Annotated in this window: 26 protein-coding genes; 8 read left to right on the forward strand and 18 right to left on the reverse strand. The window is 71.0% G+C overall.

Annotation, left to right across the window (positions count from 1 at the left end):
• Positions 1-29: 29 nt before the first annotated feature.
• The 8 genes from ACZ6BB_RS36430 to mshD form a co-directional block, all read right to left on the reverse strand.
• Positions 30-167: a hypothetical protein gene (locus ACZ6BB_RS36430; protein WP_471619412.1), complete on the reverse strand. Its 138-nt coding sequence runs from the start codon at positions 165-167 to the stop codon at positions 30-32.
• A complete protein-coding gene (locus tag ACZ6BB_RS36435) occupies positions 164-1,273 on the reverse strand; it encodes a CHAD domain-containing protein (RefSeq protein ID WP_471619413.1) in 1,110 nt (369 codons plus the stop codon). The genes ACZ6BB_RS36430 and ACZ6BB_RS36435 overlap by 4 nt, the downstream gene beginning before the upstream one ends.
• The gene (locus ACZ6BB_RS36440; RefSeq protein ID WP_471619487.1) at positions 1,254-3,488 is read right to left on the reverse strand and encodes an RNA degradosome polyphosphate kinase; all 2,235 of its coding nucleotides are present in this window, start codon (positions 3,486-3,488) and stop codon (positions 1,254-1,256) included. Before ACZ6BB_RS36440 ends, ACZ6BB_RS36435 begins: the two co-directional genes overlap by 20 nt.
• A 479-nt stretch (positions 3,489-3,967) precedes the next feature.
• Positions 3,968-4,924 (reverse strand): ABC transporter permease, encoded by a 957-nt coding sequence (locus ACZ6BB_RS36445; RefSeq protein WP_471619414.1) that lies wholly within the window; start codon positions 4,922-4,924, stop codon positions 3,968-3,970.
• On the reverse strand, positions 4,921-5,922 hold the full coding sequence (locus ACZ6BB_RS36450) for an ABC transporter permease (protein ID WP_471619415.1): 1,002 nt from the start codon (positions 5,920-5,922) through the stop codon (positions 4,921-4,923). The genes ACZ6BB_RS36445 and ACZ6BB_RS36450 overlap by 4 nt, the downstream gene beginning before the upstream one ends.
• Positions 5,919-6,815, reverse strand: coding sequence for an ABC transporter ATP-binding protein (locus tag ACZ6BB_RS36455; RefSeq protein WP_471619416.1), 897 nt, complete (start codon positions 6,813-6,815; stop codon positions 5,919-5,921). The genes ACZ6BB_RS36450 and ACZ6BB_RS36455 overlap by 4 nt, the downstream gene beginning before the upstream one ends.
• Positions 6,812-7,225, reverse strand: coding sequence for a GntR family transcriptional regulator (locus ACZ6BB_RS36460; protein WP_471619417.1), 414 nt, complete (start codon positions 7,223-7,225; stop codon positions 6,812-6,814). The genes ACZ6BB_RS36455 and ACZ6BB_RS36460 overlap by 4 nt, the downstream gene beginning before the upstream one ends.
• A gap of 159 nt (positions 7,226-7,384) precedes the next feature.
• Positions 7,385-8,314 carry a mycothiol synthase gene (mshD, locus tag ACZ6BB_RS36465; RefSeq protein WP_471619418.1) on the reverse strand — a complete coding sequence of 310 codons (930 nt, stop codon included), beginning with the start codon at positions 8,312-8,314 and terminating at the stop codon, positions 7,385-7,387.
• A 286-nt stretch (positions 8,315-8,600) separates the two neighbouring features.
• Between mshD and ACZ6BB_RS36470 the strand changes: the two genes are divergently transcribed.
• A complete protein-coding gene (locus ACZ6BB_RS36470; RefSeq protein WP_471619419.1) occupies positions 8,601-10,412 on the forward strand; it encodes a bifunctional metallophosphatase/5'-nucleotidase in 1,812 nt (603 codons plus the stop codon).
• A gap of 106 nt (positions 10,413-10,518) precedes the next feature.
• On the opposite strand, the gene ACZ6BB_RS36475 is transcribed toward ACZ6BB_RS36470, so the two are convergent.
• Positions 10,519-11,379, reverse strand: coding sequence for a hypothetical protein (locus ACZ6BB_RS36475; protein WP_471619420.1), 861 nt, complete (start codon positions 11,377-11,379; stop codon positions 10,519-10,521).
• A 220-nt stretch (positions 11,380-11,599) separates the two neighbouring features.
• Positions 11,600-12,313, reverse strand: coding sequence for a TioE family transcriptional regulator (locus tag ACZ6BB_RS36480; protein WP_471619421.1), 714 nt, complete (start codon positions 12,311-12,313; stop codon positions 11,600-11,602).
• A 96-nt stretch (positions 12,314-12,409) separates the two neighbouring features.
• Between ACZ6BB_RS36480 and ACZ6BB_RS36485 the strand changes: the two genes are divergently transcribed.
• Positions 12,410-13,438: an erythromycin esterase family protein gene (locus tag ACZ6BB_RS36485; RefSeq protein WP_471619422.1), complete on the forward strand. Its 1,029-nt coding sequence runs from the start codon at positions 12,410-12,412 to the stop codon at positions 13,436-13,438.
• On the opposite strand, the gene ACZ6BB_RS36490 is transcribed toward ACZ6BB_RS36485, so the two are convergent.
• Together ACZ6BB_RS36490 and ACZ6BB_RS36495 are read right to left on the reverse strand one after the other, a co-directional pair.
• On the reverse strand, positions 13,435-13,725 hold the full coding sequence (locus ACZ6BB_RS36490) for a hypothetical protein (protein WP_471619423.1): 291 nt from the start codon (positions 13,723-13,725) through the stop codon (positions 13,435-13,437). The genes ACZ6BB_RS36485 and ACZ6BB_RS36490 overlap by 4 nt on opposite strands.
• Positions 13,722-13,958 carry a hypothetical protein gene (locus tag ACZ6BB_RS36495; protein WP_471619424.1) on the reverse strand — a complete coding sequence of 79 codons (237 nt, stop codon included), beginning with the start codon at positions 13,956-13,958 and terminating at the stop codon, positions 13,722-13,724. Before ACZ6BB_RS36495 ends, ACZ6BB_RS36490 begins: the two co-directional genes overlap by 4 nt.
• A 149-nt stretch (positions 13,959-14,107) precedes the next feature.
• On the opposite strand from ACZ6BB_RS36495, the gene ACZ6BB_RS36500 reads away from it, so the two are divergent.
• From ACZ6BB_RS36500 to ACZ6BB_RS36515, 4 genes are all read left to right on the forward strand, one after another.
• Positions 14,108-14,941 carry a helix-turn-helix domain-containing protein gene (locus tag ACZ6BB_RS36500; RefSeq protein WP_471619425.1) on the forward strand — a complete coding sequence of 278 codons (834 nt, stop codon included), beginning with the start codon at positions 14,108-14,110 and terminating at the stop codon, positions 14,939-14,941.
• Positions 14,938-15,138: a DUF397 domain-containing protein gene (locus ACZ6BB_RS36505; protein WP_471619426.1), complete on the forward strand. Its 201-nt coding sequence runs from the start codon at positions 14,938-14,940 to the stop codon at positions 15,136-15,138. The genes ACZ6BB_RS36500 and ACZ6BB_RS36505 overlap by 4 nt, the downstream gene beginning before the upstream one ends.
• A 67-nt stretch (positions 15,139-15,205) precedes the next feature.
• Positions 15,206-15,514, forward strand: a complete 309-nt coding sequence (locus ACZ6BB_RS36510) for a hypothetical protein (protein WP_471619427.1) — start codon at positions 15,206-15,208, stop codon at positions 15,512-15,514.
• Positions 15,511-15,909, forward strand: coding sequence for a PIN domain-containing protein (locus ACZ6BB_RS36515; RefSeq protein WP_471619428.1), 399 nt, complete (start codon positions 15,511-15,513; stop codon positions 15,907-15,909). Before ACZ6BB_RS36510 ends, ACZ6BB_RS36515 begins: the two co-directional genes overlap by 4 nt.
• Positions 15,910-15,948: 39 nt before the next feature.
• Here ACZ6BB_RS36515 and ACZ6BB_RS36520 read toward each other — a convergent pair whose 3' ends face one another.
• The 6 genes from ACZ6BB_RS36520 to ACZ6BB_RS36545 form a co-directional block, all read right to left on the reverse strand.
• Complete coding sequence (locus tag ACZ6BB_RS36520) at positions 15,949-17,409, reverse strand: HAMP domain-containing sensor histidine kinase (protein ID WP_471619429.1); 1,461 nt, start codon at positions 17,407-17,409, stop codon at positions 15,949-15,951.
• On the reverse strand, positions 17,406-18,149 hold the full coding sequence (locus ACZ6BB_RS36525; protein WP_471619430.1) for a response regulator transcription factor: 744 nt from the start codon (positions 18,147-18,149) through the stop codon (positions 17,406-17,408). Before ACZ6BB_RS36525 ends, ACZ6BB_RS36520 begins: the two co-directional genes overlap by 4 nt.
• Before the next feature lie 113 nt (positions 18,150-18,262).
• Positions 18,263-18,448 carry a hypothetical protein gene (locus ACZ6BB_RS36530; protein WP_471619431.1) on the reverse strand — a complete coding sequence of 62 codons (186 nt, stop codon included), beginning with the start codon at positions 18,446-18,448 and terminating at the stop codon, positions 18,263-18,265.
• Positions 18,449-18,513: 65 nt separating this feature from the next.
• On the reverse strand, positions 18,514-19,620 hold the full coding sequence (locus ACZ6BB_RS36535) for a S1C family serine protease (RefSeq protein ID WP_471619432.1): 1,107 nt from the start codon (positions 19,618-19,620) through the stop codon (positions 18,514-18,516).
• A 276-nt stretch (positions 19,621-19,896) separates the two neighbouring features.
• Positions 19,897-20,919 carry a LacI family DNA-binding transcriptional regulator gene (locus ACZ6BB_RS36540; protein WP_471619433.1) on the reverse strand — a complete coding sequence of 341 codons (1,023 nt, stop codon included), beginning with the start codon at positions 20,917-20,919 and terminating at the stop codon, positions 19,897-19,899.
• Positions 20,920-21,013: 94 nt separating this feature from the next.
• Positions 21,014-21,793 (reverse strand): response regulator transcription factor, encoded by a 780-nt coding sequence (locus ACZ6BB_RS36545; RefSeq protein ID WP_471619434.1) that lies wholly within the window; start codon positions 21,791-21,793, stop codon positions 21,014-21,016.
• A gap of 215 nt (positions 21,794-22,008) precedes the next feature.
• Between ACZ6BB_RS36545 and ACZ6BB_RS36550 the strand changes: the two genes are divergently transcribed.
• Together ACZ6BB_RS36550 and ACZ6BB_RS36555 are read left to right on the forward strand one after the other, a co-directional pair.
• Positions 22,009-22,878, forward strand: coding sequence for an alpha/beta hydrolase (locus tag ACZ6BB_RS36550; RefSeq protein ID WP_471619435.1), 870 nt, complete (start codon positions 22,009-22,011; stop codon positions 22,876-22,878).
• A gap of 119 nt (positions 22,879-22,997) precedes the next feature.
• On the forward strand, positions 22,998-23,252 hold the full coding sequence (locus ACZ6BB_RS36555) for a MoaD/ThiS family protein (RefSeq protein WP_471619436.1): 255 nt from the start codon (positions 22,998-23,000) through the stop codon (positions 23,250-23,252).
• Positions 23,253-23,261 lie beyond the last annotated feature (9 nt).

Below are 23,261 nucleotides of genomic sequence, written 5' to 3' on the forward strand. Positions count from 1 at the left end.
CTCGTCATGCCTCTGACCTGCGGGTTCTTTCACCTTGATGAGCGGTGCCACGACTCGTCGTAGTCGGGCCGGTGCGCCGGACGGATCCGCAGGTCTCCGGCCTCCGGCGAGCGGCGCCACAGGACGCAGCCGGCCGCCCGGACGACGGTGTCGCTGTTCCCGGTCACGACGTGCTCACCGTTTCCTTCTGCCAGGACTGCTGGAACGCGAACCGGGATGCCTCCACCTCGTGACGCTGGTCGGCGTGCAGGACGCCGAGGGCGTAGGCCGTGGCCGGGGCGATCCGGGGGGTGCGGGCGGCGGCGGCCGCGGCCGAGCCCGCCTCGGAGGCGTCGCGGTGGCGGTTGAGGGCCTCGCCGGCCGCGAGGAGGCGTACGTCGACGGGGACGGCCTCGGGATGGAGGACCTCCAGGGCGTAGCGGTGCAGGCGCAGCAGGAGCCGTACCTGGTGCCAGGGGGCGTCCTGGGGGTGCGGCGCGGTGTCCGGGGAGAGGCCGTGGACGAGGGCCTCGGCGTTGTACGGGTGGGCGGCCGTGAGGAGGGGGAGGCCGGTGACCGCGTCGCACAGGCGGTCGTGGGCGGCCGCGGCGAGAGGGCGCAGGTCCGTGGTGGGGGCGGTGGGGGTGAGCGGGACCTCGCTGGCGAGGACGGCGACGCTGTCGGCGACGGCGTGGAAGCGGCTGGAGCCGAGGGCCTGGAGGGCGGCGGAGTGGGCCCGGGTGCGGGCGAGGGTGAGCTGGCGGTCCAGCAGGGCGCCGGCCTTCGCCGCGCCGACGGTCAGGTTGCCGCGGTCCGGGGTGGCCGGGGGGCGGGTGCCGACGGCGGAGGCGGCGGGGCGGGCGGCGGGGGAGCGGCTGCCCGCGGCGACGGTCGTGGCGGCGGCGCGGGCCGGCATCGTCGGCTGGGCCGGGAACGGGGTGGCTCCCGAGAGGCGGTTGAGGGCGCTCACCAGGCGGTCCAGGCGGGCCGCGTAGGCGTGCTCGCGTCCCAACGTGCCGGCCAGCCAGGCCAGTTCGGGGCGGAGCGACTCCGACCAGTCCGTGTCCAGGAGCGGGCGGAAGGTGTGCAGGGTGCCGCTGATGCGGCGGGCCGAGCGGCGCAGGGCGAGCGCCGCGTCGGTGGACTCCTCGGCTCCCGCGGCCGCGCCCCCACCGGTCTCGCGGTGGGTGCGCAGCGCGCGGAGGAACTCCGTGGCCTGGGCCCGCAGATAGCCGGCGACGGCATCCGCGGGCACGACCGTGGAGTTCGTGCGGTCAAGGTGTTGCTGTGCCACGCCGGCGCCTCCGGGCGTCAATGAGCATCTCCTGGACGTTGCGCAGGGGCTGGCCGTCCGCGTCGTACGAGTGCCGGGTCCACTCGCCGTCGGGACCGAGGTGCCAGGAGGAGGTCAAGTCGGACATGCCGGTCTCCAGCAGGCGGTTGAGCGCCGCCCGGTGGGCCGGGTCGGTGACCCGCAGCAGGGCCTCGATCCGGCGGTCGAGGTTGCGGTGCATCATGTCGGCGCTGCCGATCCACACCTCGGGCTCGCCGCCGTTGCCGAAGCCGAAGACCCGCGAGTGTTCGAGGAAGCGGCCGAGGACGGAGCGCACCCGGACGTTCTCCGACAGGCCCGGGACACCGGGCCGGATGGCGCATATGCCGCGCACCCACACGTCGATCGGCACACCTGCCTGCGAGGCCCGGTAGAGGGCGTCGATGAGGGCCTCGTCCACGATCGAGTTGACCTTGATGCGGACGTGCGCGGGACGTCCGGCACGGTGGTGCTGGACCTCCTTGTTGACGCGGGCGATCAGGCCGTCGCGCAGGGACTTGGGCGCGACGAGGAGGCGGCGGTAGGTCTCGCGGCGGGAGTAGCCGGAGAGCCGGTTGAAGAGGTCGGAGAGGTCCGCGCCGACCTGCGGGTCCGAGGTGAGCACCCCGAGGTCCTCGTAGAGCCGTGCCGTCTTCGGGTGGTAGTTGCCCGTGCCGACGTGGCTGTAGCGGCGGAGGGTGTCGCCCTCCTGACGGACCACCAGGGACAGCTTGCAGTGGGTCTTCAGGCCGACCAGGCCGTAGACGACGTGGCAGCCGGCCTCCTCCAGCTTGCGGGCCCACTTGATGTTGGCGTGTTCGTCGAAGCGCGCCTTGATCTCGACCAGGACGAGGACCTGCTTGCCGGCCTCGGCGGCGTCGATCAGCGCGTTGACTATGGGGGAGTCGCCGGACGTCCGGTACAGGGTCTGCTTGATCGCGAGGACGTCCGGGTCCTCGGCCGCCTGCTCCAGGAACGCCTGCACCGACGTCGAGAACGAGTCGTAGGGGTGGTGCAGCAGCACGTCCCGGCTGCGCAGGGCGGCGAAGATGTCCGGCGCGGAAGCCGACTCGACCTCGGCCAGGTCGCGGTGGACGCCGGCGACGAACTTGCGGTACTTCAGCTCGGGCCGGTCCAGGGAGGCGATGCGGAAGAGACCGGTGAGGTCCAGGGGCCCGGTCAGCGGGTAGACCTCGGACTCCTTGATCTTCAGCTCGCGCACCAGCAGGTCCAGGACCTCCTGGTTGATGTTCTCCTCGACCTCCAGGCGCACCGGCGGCCCGAAGCGGCGCCGCATCAGCTCCTTCTCCAGTGCCTGGAGCAGGTTCTCGGCGTCGTCCTCCTCGACCTCCAGGTCCTCGTTGCGGGTGACCCGGAAGGCGTGGTGCTCCAGCACCTCCATGCCCGGGAACAGCTCCTCCAGATGGGCGCCGATCACGTCCTCCAGGGGGACGAACCGGCCCGGGGAGGCCTCCAGGAAGCGGGACAGCAGCGGCGGGACCTTGACCCGGGCGAAGTGCGAGGTGCCGGTCACGGGGTTCTGCACGCGTACGGCCAGGTTCAGGGAGAGACCCGAGATGTACGGGAAGGGGTGCGCCGGGTCGACGGCCAGCGGCGTCAGCACCGGGAAGATCTGGTGGCGGAAGAGCGTGAAGAGGCGGGCCTGCTCCTTCTCCGCCAGCTCGCTCCAGCGGACCAGGTGCACGCCCTCCTCGGCCAGTGCCGGGGCGACGTCCTCGTGGAAGCAGGCGGCGTGCCGGGCCATCAGCTCACGGGAGCGGGCCCAGATCATCTCCAGCACCTCGCGGGGCTGCAGGCCGGAGGCGGACTTGGTGGCGACGCCGGTGGCGATGCGGCGCTTCAGGCCGGCCACGCGGACCATGAAGAACTCGTCGAGGTTGCTGGCGAAGATCGCCAGGAAGTTCGCCCGTTCGAGGAGGGGGGTGTTCGGGTCCTCGGCCAGTTCCAGGACGCGTTCGTTGAAGGCGAGCCAGCTGCGCTCCCGGTCGAGGAAGCGGCCCTGCGGCAGCCTTTCGCCGCCGTGGTCCTCCTCCTCGTATCCGTCGAGGTCGGCGTCGATGTCGGGTTCCAGATCGGAGACCGCGGCCGACACCGTGTGCGGGCGGTGGCCCGTTATGGAGCCGACGGTCGGCTGTGCGTGCTGGACCTGGTCTGCCTGGGCGTTGGACTGGCTCATGGCACCATTCTTCCGCGCCGCGAGCATCACAGGCGCGTCGGACAGGGCCGGTGGGAGTGCGGTGACGGGCGCGAGGGCGTTCGCGGCGTCGTTCTCGGCGATGTCGGCGTCGATACGGGCTACGACGTCGACCACGCCGACGACACCGGTGGCGTGGTCCGGGGCGACGGGCACGGTCGCACGGGGGCCGTTCCCCGCGCTCTTCCCGTTGCTTGGGCCGTTGCGTGGGGGAGGCGAGGGCTCGGGCACGACGGGGTTCATTGCCGAAGCGTCGCAAGGTCGTCTTAATCGCCGGTTACGGAGACCTTACGTGCGGGATAGCGCGGGGAGGCCCGCCGGTTCCGCGCGGACCTGCGCCGGGCCCCGGCGCACGCCGTTTCGCCGTCGCGCGCCGTTCACCTTCTGTACGCCGTCGGCACGCCCCTCCCCCCGTAGGAGGGGCGTGCCTGGTCGATGGGCCGGCCGGTGGCCGCGGGCCGTCAGCGGGTGCGGCGGCGCAGCAGCCAGAAGGCGGCGATGGTGGCGAGGACGGTGACGGCGAGGATGACGCCGGTCGCCATGAGGTGCAGGGGCCAGAAGTGGGACGCCGGGTGTATCTCGGCGTACAGGTCGGTGAAGCCCTTCCCGCTCATGCACCGGGTGTAGTCGGCGTCGGCGTCGACGCCGAAGCAGCTCAGGTCGTTGACGCGGGCTCCGGAGCCGGTGACCGCGCCCAGCTCCAGCTGGTCGGCCGACCCCGGCAGCCGGCCGGCGGCGGTGCCGGAGAGCGTGGTGGAGCGCCACAGCTCGTCGTACCGCTCGTCGAGCCATGCGCGGAACGCGGCCATGAAGCCGAGCGCCACGGCGAGCGCGGGCAGCGCCCGCCGCAGGGCGAGGCCCGCCAGGGCGCCGACGGCCAGTGCGCACAGGGCGTACGCCAGGACCGCGGGGCCGCGGTTCACGAAGGGCTCGGCGTAGTACCACTCGTCGCCGCGCAGGTCCCCGTTCGAGGACCAGGCCCAGCGGTAGAGCGGCACCAGTACGGCGACGCCGGCGGTCAGCGCGGCAGCGGGCACCGCGAGCTTGACGGTGAGCCAGCGGGCCGGGGTGACGGACTGCGTCCAGGCCAGCTGGGCCGTGCCCCGCTCCAGCTCGCGGCCGGTGAGCGAAGCCCCCGCCCAGGCGGCCACGGCGTAGCAGGAGTAGGCGATCAGGCTGCCGACCCAGCTCATGCCCATGGAGTAGCCGAAAGCCGACTCGAAGTCCATGCAGCCGCCCTCCAGCTTCTGGCAGGCGGCCCGCTCGGCGCGTATGTCCGCGCCGGTGACGTACTGCAGCCAGAGTATCCACCCCACCATGAGCAGCACGTACGTGCTCCACACCAGCAGGGCCGGGCGGTGCACGCGCCCGATGGCCCGGGTCAGGCCGCCGCGCGCGGTGACGGTTGCGGTGCTCATACGGTTCCTCCCGTGTGGCGGCGCAGCAGGCGGAAGGCGGCCCAGACCAGCAGGGCGGTGACGGCGAGGAGGATGCCGGTCTCGACGAGCTGGAGGGGCCAGAAGTGGGAGGAGGGGTGGTAGTCGGCGTAGAAGGCGACGGCGCCGGCCTGGTCGCAGGATGTGCCCTCGCACGTCAGGTCCGAGACGCGCTCGCCCGTGCCGGTGACGAATCCGCGGTCGACCAGCTCGCCCGTCCAGTTCCGGTTCGGTGACGTGGAGACGTGGCTCGCGGGGGGCCACAGCAGGTGGCGGTTGGACTGCAGGACGGCCGCGAGGGCGGCCGTTCCGGCGAGGCCGGCGCCGAGCGCGGGAAGCGAGCGGCGGATCAGCAGGCCCGCGAGAACACCGACCGCCAGACCCAGCAGGGCGTACGCCGTGGCGACCGTGCCGTGACCGGTGAAGGTGGAAAACTCCCACCAGTCCCTCGCCCTCGGCGTCTGTCGCAGCCGCTCCTCCCGCGACCACACCAGCCGGTTCAGCAGGGTCAGCAGGACCGTCCCCGAGACGATCACGGCGGCCGGGACCGCCAGCTTGGCGGCGAACCAGCGGGCCGGGGCGACGGACTGGGTCCAGGCCAGCCATGCCGTGCCGGTCTCCAGCTCGCGGCCGATCAGGGCGCCGCCCGCCCAGGCACCGATCAGGGCGGGGGCGACGGTGAGGACCGCGGAGCCCAGGTTGACGGCCAGCCCGTAGCGGGAGTACGCGGGGCCTGTCGAGCAGAAGTCGTTCTGCGTGCAGCCCCTCCTGACGTACTCGGTCCAGGCCGCGTCGAGCCCTGGTCCTGCGGCCCACAGCAGCCCGCCGCCCACGAGGAGCGCCAGCAGTGCCCAGAACCAGAGCGCCGACCGGTGCACGCGGAGCGTCGCCCGGATCAGTCCCCGGACCGGGGTCGTGGCCGGGGCGGGGCCGCGCTTCCCGGCGCGGGCGGCCGGGGGCGCGGTGACCGTGGTGCTCATACGGCCGCCTCCTGGGGCCCGGCGCTCTCGTCGAGCGTGAGGGCCGGCGCCTGAGGTGCCCGCAGGTGGGCGAGGACCAGCTCCTCCAGGGTCGGTTCGGCGGTCTGCCAGCCGGGGCCGACGGGGCCCCGGGGGCGGATGAGCGCGGTGAGCTGACGTCCCGTCGTGCGGGACTCGACGACCGTGTGCGGGGTGAGATCGCCGGCCGGGCCGGTGACCAGGGTGTGCGCGGCGAGGACCGCGTCCAGCGGGCCCGCGAGGCGCACGCGTCCGGCGCCGAGCAGCAGCAAGTGGTCGCAGGAGCCCTCCAGTTCGGCCACCACGTGCGAGGACATGACAACCGTGGTGCCGTGGTCGGCGGCGTCCGCGAGCAGCGTGCCCATCAGCTGGTGCCGGGCGAGCGGGTCGAGGTCGGCCATCGGCTCGTCCAGGAGCAGCAGTTCGGGCCGCTTGCCGAGGGCGAGGGCGAGCGCGACCCGGGTGCGCTGGCCGCCGGAGAGGGAGCGGATCTTGGCGCCCCGGTTGAGCCCGCCCTCGTCCACCACCCGCCCGGCGACGTCCGCGTCCCAGCGCCGGGGGTTCAGGTCGTGGCCCAGCCGCAGGGTCTCGGCGACGGTGAGCTGCGGGTACAGGGGCTTGTGCTGGGCCACGTACCCGATGCGCTCGCGGGCCGCGGCCGGGGTCGTGCCCAGGACGCCGATGGTGCCCTCGGTGGGGCCGAGCAGCCCGGCCGCGTGGGCCAGGAGCGTCGACTTGCCCGCGCCGTTCGGTCCGACGACCGCGCACACCCGTCCCCTCGGCAGCCGCAGCGTGCAGTCGCGCAGCGCCCAGCCCCCCTGCCGCCACCCGAACTTCTTGCCGAGCGCGGCCGCTTCCATCGCGGTCCCCGTCATGCCTCGTCCCCCTGATCCTTCTGGTCTCGCCGATCCCTGCTGAACTGCTCGTCCAGTACGGACGTGAAGAGCGCCGCCACGTCGTCCCGTTCGAGCCCGGTCTCCCGGGCCCGTACCGCCCAGGCGTCCAGCTCGGCCCGTAGCGGGGAGTCGACGGGCGTGACGCCCAGCGACTTCCGGACGAACGTGCCGAGGCCGCGGCGGGCCTCGACCAGCCCTTCGCGCTCCAGCTCGCGGTAGGCCTTCAGCACCGTGTTCGGGTTGATCGCGGTGGCTTCCACGACCTCGCGGGCCGTGGGGAGCTTGTCGCCGGGTTCCAACAGGCCGAGCCGCAGAGCCTGTTTGGTCTGCTGGACGATCTGTACATAGGTGGCGACACCGCTGCGCCGGTCGATGCGGTACTCGACCACTCGACAACCACCCTTTCACTAATTGAGTAGTTAAAGGGTGGTGCAGAAAGGGGGCGGTGTCAACAACACCGCCCCCAGCCTGTGGAAAACTCCGGGTACGTCAGGTTCCGCCGCGGTACGTCGGTTCCGCCGCAGTACGCAAGGTTCTGCTGCGGTACATCAGGTTTCGCTGCGGTACATCAGGTCCGTCTCGTACGTCACGAAGCCCAGCCGCTCGTAGACGGTCACCGCCGCCTTGTTGTCGGCGTCGACGTAGAGCATCGCGGTGGGCAGGCCCTGGGCGGCGAGGTGGCGCAGGCCGATCGTGGTGAGGGCCTTGCCGAGGCCGCCGCCCTGGGCGCCGGGGCGCACGCCGACGACGTAGACCTCGCCGAGCTGTTCGGCGGCGTGCGCCTTCGTCCAGTGGAAGCCGACCAGTTCCTCGCCCCTGAAGGCCAGGAAGAACCCCGTCGGGTCGAACCAGGGTTCACCCTTGCGGTCGTCGAGGTCGCGCTGGGTCAGGGAGCCCTGTTCGGGGTGGTGGGCGAAGGCCTCCGCGTTGGCGGCGAGCCAGGCCGCGTCGTCCTCGCCGGGGACGAAGGCGCGGACGGTGACACCCTCGGGCAGGACCGGGTCGGCAGGGTCGAAGTCGGTCAGGGAGCGGCGCATCTGGCGCAGTTCGCGGAAGAGGGTGAGGCCGAGGACCTGGGCGAGGTGGCGGGCGGCGGAGTGGCCGCCGTGCGCCCAGACGCGCAGGCGCTTGCCCGACTCGGCGAGCAGGGCGGAGCCGAGGGCCCGGCCGTGGCCGTGGCCCCGGTGGGAGGGGTGGACGACCAGTTCGGCGGCGGGCGCCTCGATGGGGTCGTTGTCCTCCAGCTGGGCGTATCCGACCAGGTCCTCGCCGACGCTGAGGAGGAGGTGGCGTACGCCTTCCCGAGGGCCGCCGCGGAGCTGGAGGCGGCCCTGCTCGGAGACCGCCTGCTGGCCGTCCACCTGGGCGGCCTCGTCCAGCAGCGCGAGTACGGCGTCCTTCTGGGCGGCGGTCAGGTCCGGGCGGGTCTCGATGCTGCGGGCGGCTGAGCCGGGCCGGGCGGTGTCGTCGCTGGTCATGGATTCGAGGTTAGCCGCGGGGTGGGCCGGTGGGGTGTCCGCGGCCCCGGTCGCTTCCCGTTGTCGCGCGGGCGCGGCTTGAATGTGGCTGAGCGCGTCCCGCGGGGGAGTCGCACAAGCGGGAATCCGGTGCCCCCATACGTGCCGTTTCGTTGTTACTCCTCCCTGACGGCAACCAGGTCGTAACCATGAACCCCCTGTCGCGCTACGCGCGTTGACCCTACGCTTCGGGCCGACGGGGCCTGTTCTCACGTTTTCCTTACTTCTCACGAATCCAGGGGGGCACATGTCAGCCACACCCCAAGCGCAGCGCCGCAGAGGCCGCCGCAACCGGATCCTCGCCGCCGCGGCCGGCCTGGCGACCGTCGGGGCGCTGGCCGCCGCGATGCCGGCGAGCGCCGGTGAGGCGCCGTCGCACAAGCCCGGCAAGACCAAGCCGCGCTACCAGGACGTGCAGCTGCTGTCGTTCAACGACCTGCACGGCAACCTGGAGCCGCCGGCCGGTTCCTCGGGCCGGGTGACCGAGCTGCACGAGGACGGTACGACCACGACGATCAACGCCGGTGGTGTCGAGTACCTGGCCACGCACCTGCGCGAGGCCCGCAAGGCCAACGCGAAGTTCTCGATCACGGCCGCGGCCGGTGACATGGTCGGCGCCTCCCCGCTGATCTCGGGCCTGTTCCACGACGAGCCCACCATCGAGGCGCTGAACGGGCTCGACCTCGACGTGACGAGCGTCGGCAACCACGAGTTCGACGAGGGCGCCAAGGAACTGCGCCGTCTGCAGAAGGGCGGCTGCCACAAGGTCGACGGCTGCTACGTCGACGGCAAGAAGTTCAAGGGCGCCGACTTCCCGTACCTCGCGGCGAACGTCATCGAGGAGAAGACCGGCAAGCCGCTCCTGAAGCCCTACTGGGTGTGGAAGAAGAACGGCGTCAAGATCGGCTTCATCGGTGTGACGCTGGAGGACACCCCGGGTGTCGTCTCCGCCGAGGGAGTCAAGGGCCTCAAGTTCAAGGACGAGGTCGAGACGATCAACAAGTACGCCAAGGAGCTGGAGGGCCAGGGCGTCAAGTCGGTCGTCGCGCTGATCCACGAGGGCGGTGCCCCCGCCTCCCAGTCGTACAACTACGACTGCGACTCGCCCGGCGCCGGTGACGGCATCTCCGGTCCGATCGTCGACATCGCCAAGAACATCACGCCGAAGGTCGACGCCCTCGTCACGGGCCACACGCACGCCGCGTACGCCTGCACGATCAACGACCCGGCGGGCAAGCCGCGCATGGTCACCTCGGCCGCGTCCTTCGGCCGCCTCTACACCGACACGACGCTGACGTACGACCGTGAGACCGGCGACATCGCCCGTACGGCCGTGAAGTCCGCGAACCACGTGGTCACCCGGACCGTCCCGAAGGCCGCCGACATGACGGCCCTCATCAGCAGGTGGAACACCCTCGCCGCCCCCATCGGCAACCGCACCATCGGCTACATCTCCGCCGATGTGCCCAACGTCGGCACGGAGACCCCGATGGGTGACCTCATCGCCGACGCGCAGTTCTGGTACGGCAAGACGCTGGACCCGGAGGTCGACCTCGCGCTGATGAACCCCGGTGGGGTGCGCGCGCCGCTCACCTACGCGGCCAAGGGCACCGAGGGCGACGGCGTGGTCACCTACGCCGAGGGCTTCACCGTCCAGCCGTTCTCCAACACGGTCAACCTGCAGGACTTCAAGGGCTCCCAGATCATCCAGGTCCTCAAGGAGCAGGTGAGCGGTTCCAACACCGCCGCGCCGAAGGTGCTGCTGCCGTCGTCCGGTCTGACGTACACGCTCGACCTCACGAAGACCGGCGCCGACCGCGTCGTCGTCAGCACCATCAAGCTCAACGGTGCCGACATCGACCCGAACGCCACCTACCGCGTCGCCACCAACAGCTTCCTCGCGGGCGGCGGCGACGGCTACCCGACGCTGGGCCAGGGCACGAACGACCTGGTCGGCGCGGACGACCTCGCCGCGCTGGAGCAGTACCTGCTGGCCAACTCCTCGGCGAGCAGCCCGATCGCGCCCCCGGCCGCCAACCGGATCACGATCATCAAGTAGCCACCCGTCCCGCGGGCCGCTCACCAAAGAAAGGTTCCCCGCGCCCTCCTGGGGGCGCGGGGAACCTTTTTTCGTCACCGGTGCGGCGTGCGGCTCGGCGGCAGCCTCACTTGGCGCAGGTCTTCGGGTCCAGCTTCTGCTCCCACTTGTCCTCGCGGCCGTCGGGCTGCCCGTTGGGCAGGAGCTTGTCGGAGATGCCGTCGATGTAGTAGCCGTGCGAGTAGATGGTGCGGTAGGAGCGGTTGCGCCAGGTGTGCACGGTCTTCTCGCCGTTGCCCTTGTTCCAGGAGTAGTCCTCGACGTAGAAGATCGGGTTGACGCGGACGACGCGCTGGTACGGCGACCAGGTGATGGCGATCTGGGTGCACGGCGGGATCGCCTTCTCGCTGCGGCGCTCGAAGCTCGACGACTTCTCCCAGCCCCACTCGTACGAGAAGCTGCCGCCCGCGCCGGCGGAGAAGATGCTCTTGGCCACGGACAGGCTGATCTCCGCGCCGACGCTCTTCTTCGCGAACGTCTTGGTGCTGTAGCTGCTGACGAACGTCTCCTTGTCGGCCTGCGACCCCCGGTTGCCGATCCAGGGAGAGGTGCGGACGGCGGCGCCCGTGATGGACCAGGTCGACGCCTGCGCGTTGCCGCACCAGCCGCGGAAGGTCTCCCAGTCACCGGCCGGCATCCACAGCCCGACGACGTCCCGCAGGTACTCGTCCTGGGTCTTGAACTCGCCGGTGCGGACGTTGAGGGCCCCGTACACGCCCGTCAGGCTCGTCTTCTGGTTGCACAGCCGCTCGATCATCGAGTCGGTGTTGCCGGGGTCCACGCCCCGGATGTTCGTGGCGCCGCCGGGTCCGCCGGCCGCCTGTGCGGAGCCGGTGCCGGCCAGGACGCCGGACACTGCCAGCGCGGTGGAGGCGGCGACGAGGGCGCCCTTCCTGAGGGATGCCTTGACCTTGAGTGCGGTTCGCATGGCGGTGTGCTCCTACTGCTGTACGCCGGCGTCGGCGGTCACCGGTTCTGTCGTCTGGGGAACGTAAGAACTCGTGGAACTCACCGGTAGCGAACACGACCGACCTCACAGCGGCGTCAGAGCCTTCTCAGGTCCTCCTCAGAAACGTGTCACGAACACGTCACACAAGATCCTCGCGGTGACGGGGCACGGGGTGGGGGTTCGGGCCCCTGAGGGGTCGTCAAGGGCGGCGGCCGAGCAGGTCCAGGTACTCGCCGAGGCGGGCCGCCGCGTCGAGCATGGCGGCGCCCCGTGCGGTCAGCCTCAGTCGCCACGCGTCCAATGCGGCGGACAGGGCGTCGGTGCCACCAGCCGTCCGGATCTGTCGGACGACGGTGGCGATGTGGTCCAGGGGGTAGCCGCCGCGCCGCAGGAGGTGGGCCAGCTCCGCGTCCCGGACGTCGTCCGCGCGGTAGAGGCGGTATCCGGTGAGCGGGTCGCGCGCGGGGATGAGGATGCCGGCGCTCTCCCAGTTGCGTAGGGTCGCCGGGGTGAGCCGGAGCCGGTGGGCGAGGTCGCCGATCGTGAGAGGGTCGGGCCCCGCCGGCGACTGTGCCGGCGGCCCCTCCGCCATCAGGTGGTCCACCGTGTCCCGGACCGCGTCGAGGGTCTCCCGGTCGCGGAGCGACCGGCTGTGACCACGGTCGATGATCAGCAGGGCGTCGTCGAGGGAGCCCTCGTGCAGGGCACGCATGATCTGCCCGGCCGCCGAGTGGCCGTAGGCCGGAACGAGGGCGAGGAAGGCGCGGAGCGCCGCAGCGTGCACCTCGGTGTAGACCCTGTAGCCGCTGCGTGTGCGCTCGGCGGCCGGGAGGAACCCGTCCCGCTCGTAGTTGCGGACCGCCTGGGTCGACAGGCCGTGCTCGCGGGCGAGGTCGGAAGGGCGCAAGGTCATCACCGCTTTGAGACTTTACGGGAGTCGATGACCAAGCCTGCGCAGTTCTCGCTCCCCAAGCCTCAACCGACCCTTACAAGGATACGATTGAGGCTCATGAGTCAGGACATTCGAGACTTCGTGGCCCCGTCATGCGACCTGCTGGCCCTCGGCGAACCGACACACACGGAGCCGGCCTTCCCCCGCCTCCGCAACGACCTGTTCGCCCGACTCGTCGAGCACGGCTTCCGTTCGATCGCCCTCGAAACCGACCGCGTCCCCGCGCTGGCCCTGAACGACCACGTCCAGGAGGGAACCGGCGACTTCGACGAGGTGATGCGCGAAGGCATCGCGTTCGGCCGCGGCGAGATGGCCCCAAACCGGCAACTGATCACCTGGATGCGTGACTACAACCGGACCCGCCCGCCGGCGGAACGCCTCGCCTTCCACGGCTTCGACGCCGAGATGGAGAACCTGAGCGCGCCCAGCCCACGCCGCTACCTCGAACACGCCCGCGCCTACCTGACCCGCGGAGGAGGCCCCGCCCCCACCCTGTCTCTCTCCCTCGCCTCCGCGGCCGCCGTCGATCTGGCGAGCCTCGCGGGTGACGACGACCGGTGGAGTCGTACGGAGGCCGTCATGGACCCGGCCATGTCCCTCGGCGCCACGGCGGAGGCCGAGACGCTCCGCTGCCTCGCGGACGACCTGCTCACCGAGTTCCACGCCCGCGCGCCGGAACTGATCGCGGCGACCTCACGTGCCGAGTGGTTCAGGGCGAAGACAAACCTCACCGCCGGTCTCGGCCTGCTGCGCTATCACAGGCAGTTGGCGCAGCCCCTCGAAGAGAGCGTCCGCATATCCCGCCTCCTCGCCACCCGCGACGCCCTCATGGTCGAGAACCTCCTCGACATCCGCGCCATCGAGGCGGGCCGCGGCCCGACCCTGGTCTTCGGCCACAACCTGCACCTGCGACGAGGCCCCAGCCACATGCGCATGCGCGACCTGGACCTCGACTGGTACGGCGCCGGCGCCATCCTGAGCCCGCTGATCGGCGAACGGTACGCCTTCTTCGCCGGCAGCCTGGACCCCGACGAGGCAACCCCCGAAGGAGTCGACGGGGTCCTGCACGTCGACCTTCCCGACTAGGGGCCGTCCTCGCCGATTCGGCGCCCCCTGCTGACCGCGATCCGCAGCACGTCCTCCAACGACTCCACCGCCCGTGTCAGCGCGAACCGCACCGCCCGCTCCCCGGCCGCCGCGTCCCCCAGTACGGCCCGGCTCCCGGCCAGCACCTCTTTCGCCGAGCCGAGTTGGGACACCTCCACGCTGTCCGCCAGGAGGGAGAGGGCCCCGGGGTGCGCGGTGTCCGGGTCCAGATAGCAGGGCTTGCCGTCGGGGGTGGTCCAGGGCAGCAGGCGCAGTCCGTGCATCATGCGGGGACCTCGATGCGGTGGTAGCCGAAGACGTCGTTGCTGTACAGCTCCTCCGCGCTGAGCACGTAAGGCCGTACGAGGGTGTCGTAGCGCTCGAAGGGCCAGATGTCGACGGGCTTGTGGGGCGGGCGAGGAGGGGCGGGTTCCGGCGACTCCTCCGCCTCGGGCGGCGGTGGACCGGGCGCGGCCCAGCGGAGCAGTGCCTCGCAGAGCCGGACGACGAGTGCGCGCATGGCGGTGCCTCAGCTTTCGTCTCAGGGTTTTTTCAGGGGCGGCCTGACGAGCGGTGATTACCGTTCGTGTTCCGATCGTCACGGGTGAGACGTACGCTGCGGAAGGGGGTCGGCGTTGTCTGGCGCCCCAGACAACGGTGAGGGGTGACATGGGCGAAGTCGTTGACGAGGAGCCGGAATCGGGGCGAGTGGCGCTCGGGCGGACACTGCTGCTCCTGCGCGAGAAGGCGGGCAAGACGCTGGCCCAGCTGGCGGCGGAGACGTCGTACGACAAGAGCTATCTCTACCGCTTGGAGAAGGGGGAGAGGCTCTCCAAGCGGGCGGTGATGGAGGACCTGGACACCTACTACGGGTCGGCCGGCCTGCTGGTTCGCCTCTGGCGGGACGCGCGCAAGGAGGTGATCAAGGACAAGTACAAGGCGTTCATGGAGCTGGAGGCGACGGCTCGGATCATGTGGATGTTCCAGCTGCGCGTGCCGGGCATCTTGCAGACCGAGGACTACGCCCGCACGGTGTTGTCGGGGTTGTCTGGAGCCCAGACAACGGCAGGCAACAGCGATGCGATCGAGGAGCAGGTGGCTGCGCGGATGGGGCGGCAGGAGCTGCTGTACCGACAACCGGCGCCGAGCATCCGCGTGATCCTCGACGAGGGGGCGGTGCGGCGGCCCGTGCCGAAGCTGAAGGTGTGGAAGGACCAGCTCTCGCACCTGGTGGAGACCGCGGAGTTGCCCTCCGTCACGATTCAGGTCGTGCCCTGGTCGGCTGGTGTGCACGACCTCATGGACAGCCACCTCTGGCTTTTCTGGCAGCGAACCGGCGATCCCGTCGCCTACGCGGAGGGCAATGGGATCGGCGAGTTGATCGATGATCCGGACAGGGTCCTGGCCTTCCGGCTGTCCTACGATCTCGTTCGGGACGCGGCGCTGCCTCCGGCCGAGTCGATCGCGTTCATCAAACGACTTCTGGAGGAGCGCAGATCATGAACCGGACCCTCGACCTCAGCGCCGCTGTGTGGCGCAAGTCGTCGTACAGCGACGGGGGCGGAACGAACTGCCTCGAAGTCACCGACGGAGTCCCCGGCATAGTCCCCGTCCGGGACAGCAAGGTCCCGGACCGCCGTCCGCTCCTGTTCTCCGCCGGGGCCTGGTCCGCCTTCGTCGAGGTCGTCGCGGCTGACTGAGCACCTCGTGGTGAATGCAGCCCGGAAACGGGGGGCACCCTGGCCGTGGTGTGACTATGGTGGCTCCATGGCAGAAAGTACCACCATCCAGGTGTCCAAGCAGGCCCGCGATCACCTCGCCCAGGTCGCCAAGGAACGCGGCATGACCCTCGGCCAGCTCATCGAGCAGCTGGCCTCGGAGCAGCCGACGGCGGAGCAGATCGCGGAGCGGGTCGCGGCCACACGCAAGGTGCTCCGTGAGCGCATGGGGTGCACGCTCACGGACGAGGAGTTCGACAGCGGGCCGGACGTCCTGGCCAACATCTACGCGATGGCTGCGGAGAAGATGCACTCCGGCCGCGAGATGACGCGCTCGGACCGGGGGCGCGCCGCGTGATCGTGCTCGACACGGATGCGGCCCTCGCGCTCGCTCGCGGCCACGAGGCCCTGCAACGCCTCGCGGACAACGTCGCGCACACCCCCGGGAACTGGTTGCACATTCCCTCCCTGTGCCTCATGAGGGCAGAGGAGAAGGACGAGGGTGTGGGACGGGCACTGCTCGCGCTGCCGGGCATCCAGGTGGACCCACTCGGGCAGACAGCCGCTGTGACGGTGGGTGGGATGGTGCGTGACGGATGGGGCGGAGCCGATATCTGTCACGCTCTCTACGTCGCCACGCCGCATCTGGAGACGGGCGGCATGTCCATCATCCTGACAGGACGCGAGGACGACTACCCGCCCGGCGTACTCGCCATCGACATCGACTCCCCCGGAATGCTCGGCTTCCACTGACCCCGAGCACCCCGGCCCGCATCGCCGCTCAGGCCCCGCTCAGGCCCCCACCGGCCCCTCCGGCGGCGGAGTCGCCGCCCCCGGGAGCCGTACCGTCGCCAGCGTGCCGCCGCCGTCCGCGCGGGACAACGAGACCTCGCCGCCCGCCTGCTCGACCGTGCGGGCCACGATGGACAGGCCGAGTCCCGAACCCGGCAGGGCCCGCGCGCCGGGGGAGCGCCAGAAGCGGTCGAAGACGTGGGGGAGTTCGTCGGCGGGGATGCCGGGGCCGTGGTCGCGGACCGTCAGGACACCCGCATTCAGCGAGACCTCGATCGTGCCGCCCTCGGGGCTGAACTTCACCGCGTTGTCGAGGATGTTGACGATGGCCCGCTCCAGGGCGGACGGTTCGGAGCGGACGTACCAGGGCTGGAGGTCCGCCGTGATCGTCAGCTCGGGGCCTCGCAGCCGGGCCCGGCGCAGGGCCGCCTCCACGGTCTCCTGGAAGTCGACCACCTGGAGGTGCCGGCCGCCCTGCTGACCCGACTCCGAGCGCGACAGCTCCTGGAGGTCGCCTATCAGCGCGGCCAGTTCGGTCATCTGGGCCTTCACCGAGGCGAGCAGGGCCTTGCGGTCGTCCGCCGGGAGGGGGCGGCCCGTCTCCTCGCTGCGGGTGAGGAGTTCGATGTTCGTCCGGAGCGACGTCAGGGGCGTACGGAGTTCGTGGCCGGCGTCGGCGATCAGCTGCTGTTGCAGTTCGCGGGAGCTGGCGAGGGCGCTCGTCATCGAGTTGAAGGACCGGGAGAGGCGGGCGACCTCGTCCTCGCTCCGCTCCTCCACGGGGATGCGGATGCTCAGGTCCTCGGTGCGCGCCACGTGTTCGACGGCTTCGGTGAGCTTGTCGACCGGTCGGAGACCCGCACGCGCCACGGCCAGACCGGCCGCTCCGGCACCGACGACTCCGATGCCGGAGACCAGGAGGAGGATCAGGGCGAGGTCGTTGAGGGTGGACTGGGTGCCCTTGAGGGGGAGCGCGACGACGATCGCCGCGTTGGACGTCTCCCCGGTGGTCTGGTCGGTGAGTGTCACCGGCGTGGTCATGATCCGTACGTCGGCACCTTCCGAGTCGGTGCCGTTGCGGTAGAGGGTCAGATCACGCTGCGGGTCGCTGACGATCTCCTCGTCGTCCTCGCTGACGTTCACCAAGCCGGCGGAGAAGGGCAGGACACAGGGCGTTCCGTCCTCCAGGACCACCTGGAAGTAGGCGTTCTGCGGGCCTTGGCGGCCGTCGTTCTCCGCCGGGACCTGCGTGCAGGAGTTGACCGCCCGTTCGGCCGCGTTCCGCATCATGCCCACGGACTTCTTCAGGTCATCGTTGAGCTGGTCGTACAGCTTCCCCTGCACGATGAACCAACAGGTCACCGACACCGCCGCCACCGCGAACGCCACCGCCGCCGCGACCAGCATCGACAGCCGGGCCCTGATCGGCAGGGACCGGTAGCGGCCCAGGAGCCTTCTCACTCCGCGCCGCCCTGTCGCAGGACGTACCCGACACCCCGCACCGTGTGCACGAGCCGCGGCTCGCCGCCCGCCTCGGTCTTGCGGCGCAGGTACATGACGTACACGTCCAGGGAGTTGGAGGACGGCTCGAAGTCGAAGCCCCAGACCGCCTTCAGGATCTGCTCACGCGTGAGGACCTGGCGCGGGTGCGCCATGAACATCTCCAGCAGCGTGAACTCCGTACGGGTCAGCTCCACCGGGCGCGCCCCCCGCGTGACCTCGCGCGTCGCCAGGTCCATCCGCAGGTCCGCGAAGGTGAGCGCCTCGTCCGCCTCGTCCGCCTCGGCGGTGTCGGCGAGGGCGGTCGCGTAGGTGCTGCGGCGCAGCAACGCCCGTACCCGGGCGAAGAGTTCGTCCAGTTCGAACGGCTTGACCAGGTAGTCGTCCGCGCCGGCGTCGAGGCCGGTGACGCGGTCGCCGACCGTGTCGCGGGCCGTGAGCATCAGGATCGGGGTCGTGTCGCCTGCGCCGCGGATACGGCGGGCCGCGGTCAGCCCGTCCATCCGCGGCATCTGGACGTCGAGGATCACCAGGTCCGGCCGGTACGCGGCCGCCTTCTCCAGCGCGTCCGCGCCGTCGACGGCGACCTCGGTGCCGTAGCCCTCGAAGGCGAGGCTGCGCTTGAGCGCGTCGCGCACCGCCGGCTCGTCGTCGACGATGAGGATGCGCTGGGGTTCGGGGGCACCTTCGGCGGGGCTCATGTGGGTGTCGTTCCTCGTGTGGGGTGGGGTACGGGCCGGGGCGCCGTAGGGGCTGGTCGCGCGGTCTCGTCCTAGCCTTGCATGTCACCCGGCCGCGCAGTAGCGCGTGCGGATCAGCCGCGGACCGTGCGACGGCGGGGCCGGCCGGCCGTGGCGCGGCGGGCCGGGGCGGCGACGGTGGACGCCACCTCGGGTGCCCTCGTCACCGCCGGGTGCAGCTCGGCCGCCACCGCGAGCGCGAGAGCCGGCCCGGCCGGGTCGCCGGCGGTCTCCACGTCGTGCGAGATCTGCGTGATCATGTCGAACTCCTTGGACTGCACGGGGCTGGATGGGATGGCACGGGCCTGCTCGGAAGCGGGGGACCTCAGTCCGAGCCGCCCGCCCGCAGAGTGCTCAGGTCGGCCTTGACCGTGTTGATCGGGATCGCGAAGCCGAGGCCCACGCTGCCGGCACCGGAGGAGGAGGCGTCCGCGGCGGAGTACATGGCCGAGTTGATGCCGATGATGTTGCCGTTCATGTCGATGAGGGCGCCCCCGGAGTTGCCCGGGTTCAGCGACGCGTCCGTCTGGAGGGCCTTGTACGTCGTCGTCGACGAACCCGTGTCGCCGTTGAACTGCTGACCGCCGAACTCGAACGGCCACTGCCCGCCGCCACCGCCCTGCTGTTGCTGCTGGCCCTGGCTCTCGTCCGTCGAGACGGTCACGTCACGGTCGAGGGCGGAGACGATGCCGCTGGTGACCGTGCCGGTCAGACCCTCGGGGGAGCCGATCGCCACGACCTGGTCGCCGACCTTGACGCCGGCGGAGTCGCCGAGCGTGGCGGTCTTCAGCCCGGAGGCGTTCCGCAGCTTGATGAGGGCGAGGTCCTTCTTGCTGTCCGTGCCCACGACCTCGGCCGTGTAGGTCTTGCCGTTGCTCGTCGACACCTTGATCTGGGAGGCGCCGGCGATGACGTGGTTGTTGGTGAGGATCTCGCCGTCGCTGGTGATGATCACACCGGAACCGGTGGACTCACCCGCGTTCGAGCCGGCGTTGATCTCCACGATGCTCGGGCTGACCGCCGAGGCGACCCCGGAGACGGTGCCCTTCTGACTGGTCGGCACCACGCTCGTGCTGGTGGAGCTGGAGGCCGCGCTGCTCGTGCCGGTCAGCTCCTGGATGCCGTACGCCGTACCGCCGCCGATCGCCGCCGCGACGAACGCCACGGCCGCCACCAGCGCGATCGGACCCCGGCTCCGCCTTCTCGACACGGGCGCCGTCACCGTCGCCGCTCCCGTCCCCGCCGACGCTGTCGCCGAGGCCGGCTCGTACGCCGGCGGAGGCGGCCACTCCGGGTTCACCGGGGCGGAAGCGGGCTGCTGCTGGAGGTACGCGGGCTGCTGCTGGGTCTCGCCCTGGGCGTACCCGGAGTGCTGCTGCTGCCCCTGGTAGGGGTTCTCGTACTCGCCGCTGCGGCGGAAGCTCTCGGTCATGACTCAGAGCCTGCCGCCCGACCATGAGACGTTCCTGAGTGCTCCCTGAGAACCGAACCAGAAGCTCGTTCGCCCCAGATAAAGGCGCCGGGCCCGACGGGCATGGGAAAACAAGGAATTGCCGCGCGACCAGCCGCAATCGGATGCCGCGGTCAGTGCCCCGCAGGGCCGAGCGCACCCGCGGGGTCGATCGCACCCGCAGGCTCACGCGCGCCCGAGGGACTGCACGCGGCCGAGGGACCGCACGCGCCCGAGGGACCGCACGCGCCCGAAGGGCTACGCGCACCCGCACGACCGCCGGGCCACGAGCGTCGACGGGAACAGCTTCACCCGCTCGCGCCGGGACCCGGCCACCCGGATCCCGTCGTCGAGCACCAGGTCCACCGCCGCCCGTGCCATCCCCGTACGGTCCGTCGCGATCGTCGTCAGCGGCGGATCGGTCAGCGCCGCCTCCTTGACGTCGTCGAACCCGACGACGGCCAACTCGCTCGGCACCTCGATGCGCAGCTCGCGCGCGGCCCGCAGCACCCCGATCGCCTGGTCGTCGGTGGAGCAGAAGATCGCCGGCGGCCGGCCCGGCCCGGCCAGCAGCTTGAGCGCCACCTGGTAGGCGTCGTACCGGTTGTAGGGAGCCTGGAAGAGCCGGCCCTCGGTGGGGATCCCGGCCTCGTCCATGGCGCGCCGCCAGCCCTCGACGTGGTCGGAGACGGGGTCGCCGACGAGCGGGGTCTCGGCGATGCCGCCCAGACAGGCGACGTACTCGTACCCGTGCGAGAGGAGGTGCTCCACGGCGAGCTTCGCGCCGCCGATGTCGTCGGTCACCACGGCCACGTCGTCGATCGCCTCGGGCCGCTCGTGCAGCAGCACGACCCGTGCGTCCCACGCCTCTATCTCGGCGGCCGCGTTGTCGTTGAGGGCGTGGCTGACGAGGATCAGTCCGGAGACCCGCATCCCGAGGAACGCCCGCAGATAGTGGACCTCGCGCTCGGCGACGTAGTCGGTGTTGCCGACGAGCACCATCTTTCCGCGCTCGGCGGCGGCCTGCTCCACGGCGTGGGTCATCTCGCCGAAGAAGGGCTGGCGCGCGTCCGGCACGATCATGCCTATGAGGTCCGTGCGCCGGGAGGCCATCGCCTGGGCGACGCGGTCGGGCCGGTACGACAGTTCCTTGATCGCGGCGAGGACACGCTCGCGCGTGGCCGGGGCGACCGGCCGGGGTCCGTTGTTGATGACGTAGCTCACGACGGCGGTCGATGTACCCGCCAGTCTTGCCACGTCATCCCGAGTCACCTTGGCCACGCGCGGAGTCTACGCGGATGGATCGCCGCTGGGCAGGGCGTACGCCGGCACACCGATGGGTTACCGGCGCGTACGAAGCCCGGCGGGACCGCCACTACGCCTCGGCCGTGATCTCGACGGCCTCCAGGGGCGCCGTCTCGTCCGCATCCTCCGCCTTTGAGGAGGCGGCCCTGCTCTTGGTGTCCTCACCGGCGCGCTCCGCCTTCTCGGGCGTAACGAATCGATAACCGACGTTGCGGACCGTCCCGATCAGGGACTCGTGCTCGGGACCGAGTTTGGCGCGCAGCCGCCGTACGTGGACGTCGACCGTGCGCGTACCGCCGAAGTAGTCGTAGCCCCAGACCTCCTGCAGCAGCTGGGCGCGGGTGAAGACGCGGCCCGGGTGCTGGGCGAGGTACTTGAGGAGCTCGAACTCCTTGAAGGTGAGGTCGAGGACGCGGCCCTTGAGCTTGGCGCTGTAGGTAGCCTCGTCCACCGAGAGATCGCCGTTGCGGATCTCCATGGGGGAGTCGTCGTTGACGATCTGCTGCCTGCCCATGGCCAGCCGCAGCCGGGCCTCCACCTCGGCGGGGCCGGCGGTGTCGAGGAGGACGTCGTCGATGCCCCAGTCGGCGGTGACGGCGGCGAGGCCGCCCTCGGTGACGACCAGGATGAGGGGGCAGCCGGGGCCCGTGGAGCGGAGCAGCTGACACAGGCTGCGGACCTGTGGGAGGTCGCGGCGACCGTCGATCAGGATGACGTCGGCACCGGGGGTGTCGACGAGGGCGGGGCCTTCGGCCGGGGCCACGCGCACGTTGTGCAGCAGCAGGCCGAGGGCCGGAAGCACCTCCGTGGAAGGCTGGAGGGCATTGGTCAGGAGCAGCAGAGAACTCATACGTCTGGTTCCTCCTCGGTCCCTGCGAGGACGTGTGTGGCACTGTGCGCCACCGCGATCCCGCATGCGGTGCCGATCAGTGTTCTGCTCTGCGATCCCGGGGCCCGTATACCTGCGGTCACCTGGCGTTTCCCGCTCGTATACAACGCTTCCGAAAGCACAAAAGGACCCGGGGGCAACATTGCCCGAGTCCTCTGTCCAGCAGAATAGCCCACATGAGTGCTGGTCCGGCAGGCCATGTGACGCGATCTTCCGACATTCCGAACTCTGAGACGGCCGGTCGAACGAGTGCGGGGCCGCCCCGAACCCCTTTGCGTAGGTTTCTGCGCACTGACGACGGGGTGAACATCGAGGCCGTATACGATCCGAAACTCGTTGTATACAACGGCTCCGCCGACACCGGAACTACATCCTCCGGCCATCTCGCCGTCGTCGTCGCACACGGCTTCACGGGGCACGCCGATCGCCCACATGTTCGGAGGGTGGTGCGGGCGCTCACGCGGTACGGGTCCGTCGTCACCTTCTCCTTCCGGGGCCACGGACGGTCCGGCGGCCGCTCCACGGTCGGCGACCGCGAGGTGCTCGATCTCGCGGCGGCGGTCGGCTGGGCCCGCGCCCTCGGGCACGAGCGCGTCGCCACGGTCGGGTTCTCCATGGGCGGCTCGGTCGTCCTGCGCCACGCGGCCCTGCCCGACGGCCCCGACGCGGTGGTCTCCGTCAGCGCCCCCGCCCGCTGGTACTACCGCGGCACGGCCCCCATGCGCCGGGTCCACTGGCTCATCACCCGCCCCGAGGGCCGCCTGCTCGGCCGCTACGGCTTCCGCACCCGTATCCACGACCGGGACTGGGACCCCGTCCCCCTCTCCCCGGTCGAATCCGTCCCCCTCATCGCCCCGACCCCGCTCCTGGTGGTCCACGGCGACAGCGACGGCTACTTTCCGACCGACCATCCCGAAATGCTGGCGACCGCGGCCGGCGAGAACGGCGAGTTGTGGCTGGAGCGGGGGATGGGGCACGCGGAGAACGCGGCGAGCGCGGAATTGCTGGCCCGCGTCGGGGAGTGGATATCGGGGAGGTCGGAGTGAACGGACGCCGGCGGCCGTGCCGCTCCGGGGGCGAGAAGTTCTCGCTCACCCGCGGTTTCCCCGCCGCGCCGCCCGCCCCGTAGCCTGATCCCCGTCACGACTAATACAGAGGAACGCAGATGCCAAAGGGCACCGTCCGCTACTGGGCCGCGGCCAAGTCCGCAGCCGGCCTCGCCGAGGAGCCCTACGACGCGGCCACCCTCGCGGAGGCCCTGAACGCGGCCCGCGAGCGACACCCCGGCGAACTCGTCCGCGTCCTGCGGCGCTGCTCGTTCCTCGTCGACGGCAACCCGGTGGGCACCCGCGCCCATGAGACGGTACGTCTGGCCGAGGGCGGCACGGTCGAGGTGCTTCCGCCGTTCGCAGGAGGGTGACCCCCACAT

It is taken from the genome of Streptomyces sp. NPDC041108 (assembly GCF_055592645.1).

Bases quoted from the DNA above. Each gene is read 5' to 3' on its own strand.
- ACZ6BB_RS36440 (WP_471619487.1), bottom strand. From the start codon at position 3,488: ATGAGCCAGTCCAACGCCCAGGCAGACCAGGTCCAGCACGCACAGCCG.
- ACZ6BB_RS36445 (WP_471619414.1), bottom strand. From the start codon at position 4,924: ATGAGCACCGCAACCGTCACCGCGCGCGGCGGCCTGACCCGGGCCATC.
- ACZ6BB_RS36450 (WP_471619415.1), bottom strand. From the start codon at position 5,922: ATGAGCACCACGGTCACCGCGCCCCCGGCCGCCCGCGCCGGGAAGCGC.
- ACZ6BB_RS36455 (WP_471619416.1), bottom strand. From the start codon at position 6,815: ATGACGGGGACCGCGATGGAAGCGGCCGCGCTCGGCAAGAAGTTCGGG.
- mshD (WP_471619418.1), bottom strand. From the start codon at position 8,314: ATGACCAGCGACGACACCGCCCGGCCCGGCTCAGCCGCCCGCAGCATC.
- ACZ6BB_RS36470 (WP_471619419.1), top strand. From the start codon at position 8,601: ATGTCAGCCACACCCCAAGCGCAGCGCCGCAGAGGCCGCCGCAACCGG.
- ACZ6BB_RS36475 (WP_471619420.1), bottom strand. From the start codon at position 11,379: ATGCGAACCGCACTCAAGGTCAAGGCATCCCTCAGGAAGGGCGCCCTC.
- ACZ6BB_RS36480 (WP_471619421.1), bottom strand. From the start codon at position 12,313: ATGACCTTGCGCCCTTCCGACCTCGCCCGCGAGCACGGCCTGTCGACC.
- ACZ6BB_RS36485 (WP_471619422.1), top strand. From the start codon at position 12,410: ATGAGTCAGGACATTCGAGACTTCGTGGCCCCGTCATGCGACCTGCTG.
- ACZ6BB_RS36490 (WP_471619423.1), bottom strand. From the start codon at position 13,725: ATGATGCACGGACTGCGCCTGCTGCCCTGGACCACCCCCGACGGCAAG.
- ACZ6BB_RS36495 (WP_471619424.1), bottom strand. From the start codon at position 13,958: ATGCGCGCACTCGTCGTCCGGCTCTGCGAGGCACTGCTCCGCTGGGCC.
- ACZ6BB_RS36500 (WP_471619425.1), top strand. From the start codon at position 14,108: ATGGGCGAAGTCGTTGACGAGGAGCCGGAATCGGGGCGAGTGGCGCTC.
- ACZ6BB_RS36505 (WP_471619426.1), top strand. From the start codon at position 14,938: ATGAACCGGACCCTCGACCTCAGCGCCGCTGTGTGGCGCAAGTCGTCG.
- ACZ6BB_RS36510 (WP_471619427.1), top strand. From the start codon at position 15,206: ATGGCAGAAAGTACCACCATCCAGGTGTCCAAGCAGGCCCGCGATCAC.
- ACZ6BB_RS36525 (WP_471619430.1), bottom strand. From the start codon at position 18,149: ATGAGCCCCGCCGAAGGTGCCCCCGAACCCCAGCGCATCCTCATCGTC.
- ACZ6BB_RS36530 (WP_471619431.1), bottom strand. From the start codon at position 18,448: ATGATCACGCAGATCTCGCACGACGTGGAGACCGCCGGCGACCCGGCC.
- ACZ6BB_RS36535 (WP_471619432.1), bottom strand. From the start codon at position 19,620: ATGACCGAGAGCTTCCGCCGCAGCGGCGAGTACGAGAACCCCTACCAG.
- ACZ6BB_RS36545 (WP_471619434.1), bottom strand. From the start codon at position 21,793: ATGAGTTCTCTGCTGCTCCTGACCAATGCCCTCCAGCCTTCCACGGAG.
- ACZ6BB_RS36550 (WP_471619435.1), top strand. From the start codon at position 22,009: ATGAGTGCTGGTCCGGCAGGCCATGTGACGCGATCTTCCGACATTCCG.
- ACZ6BB_RS36555 (WP_471619436.1), top strand. From the start codon at position 22,998: ATGCCAAAGGGCACCGTCCGCTACTGGGCCGCGGCCAAGTCCGCAGCC.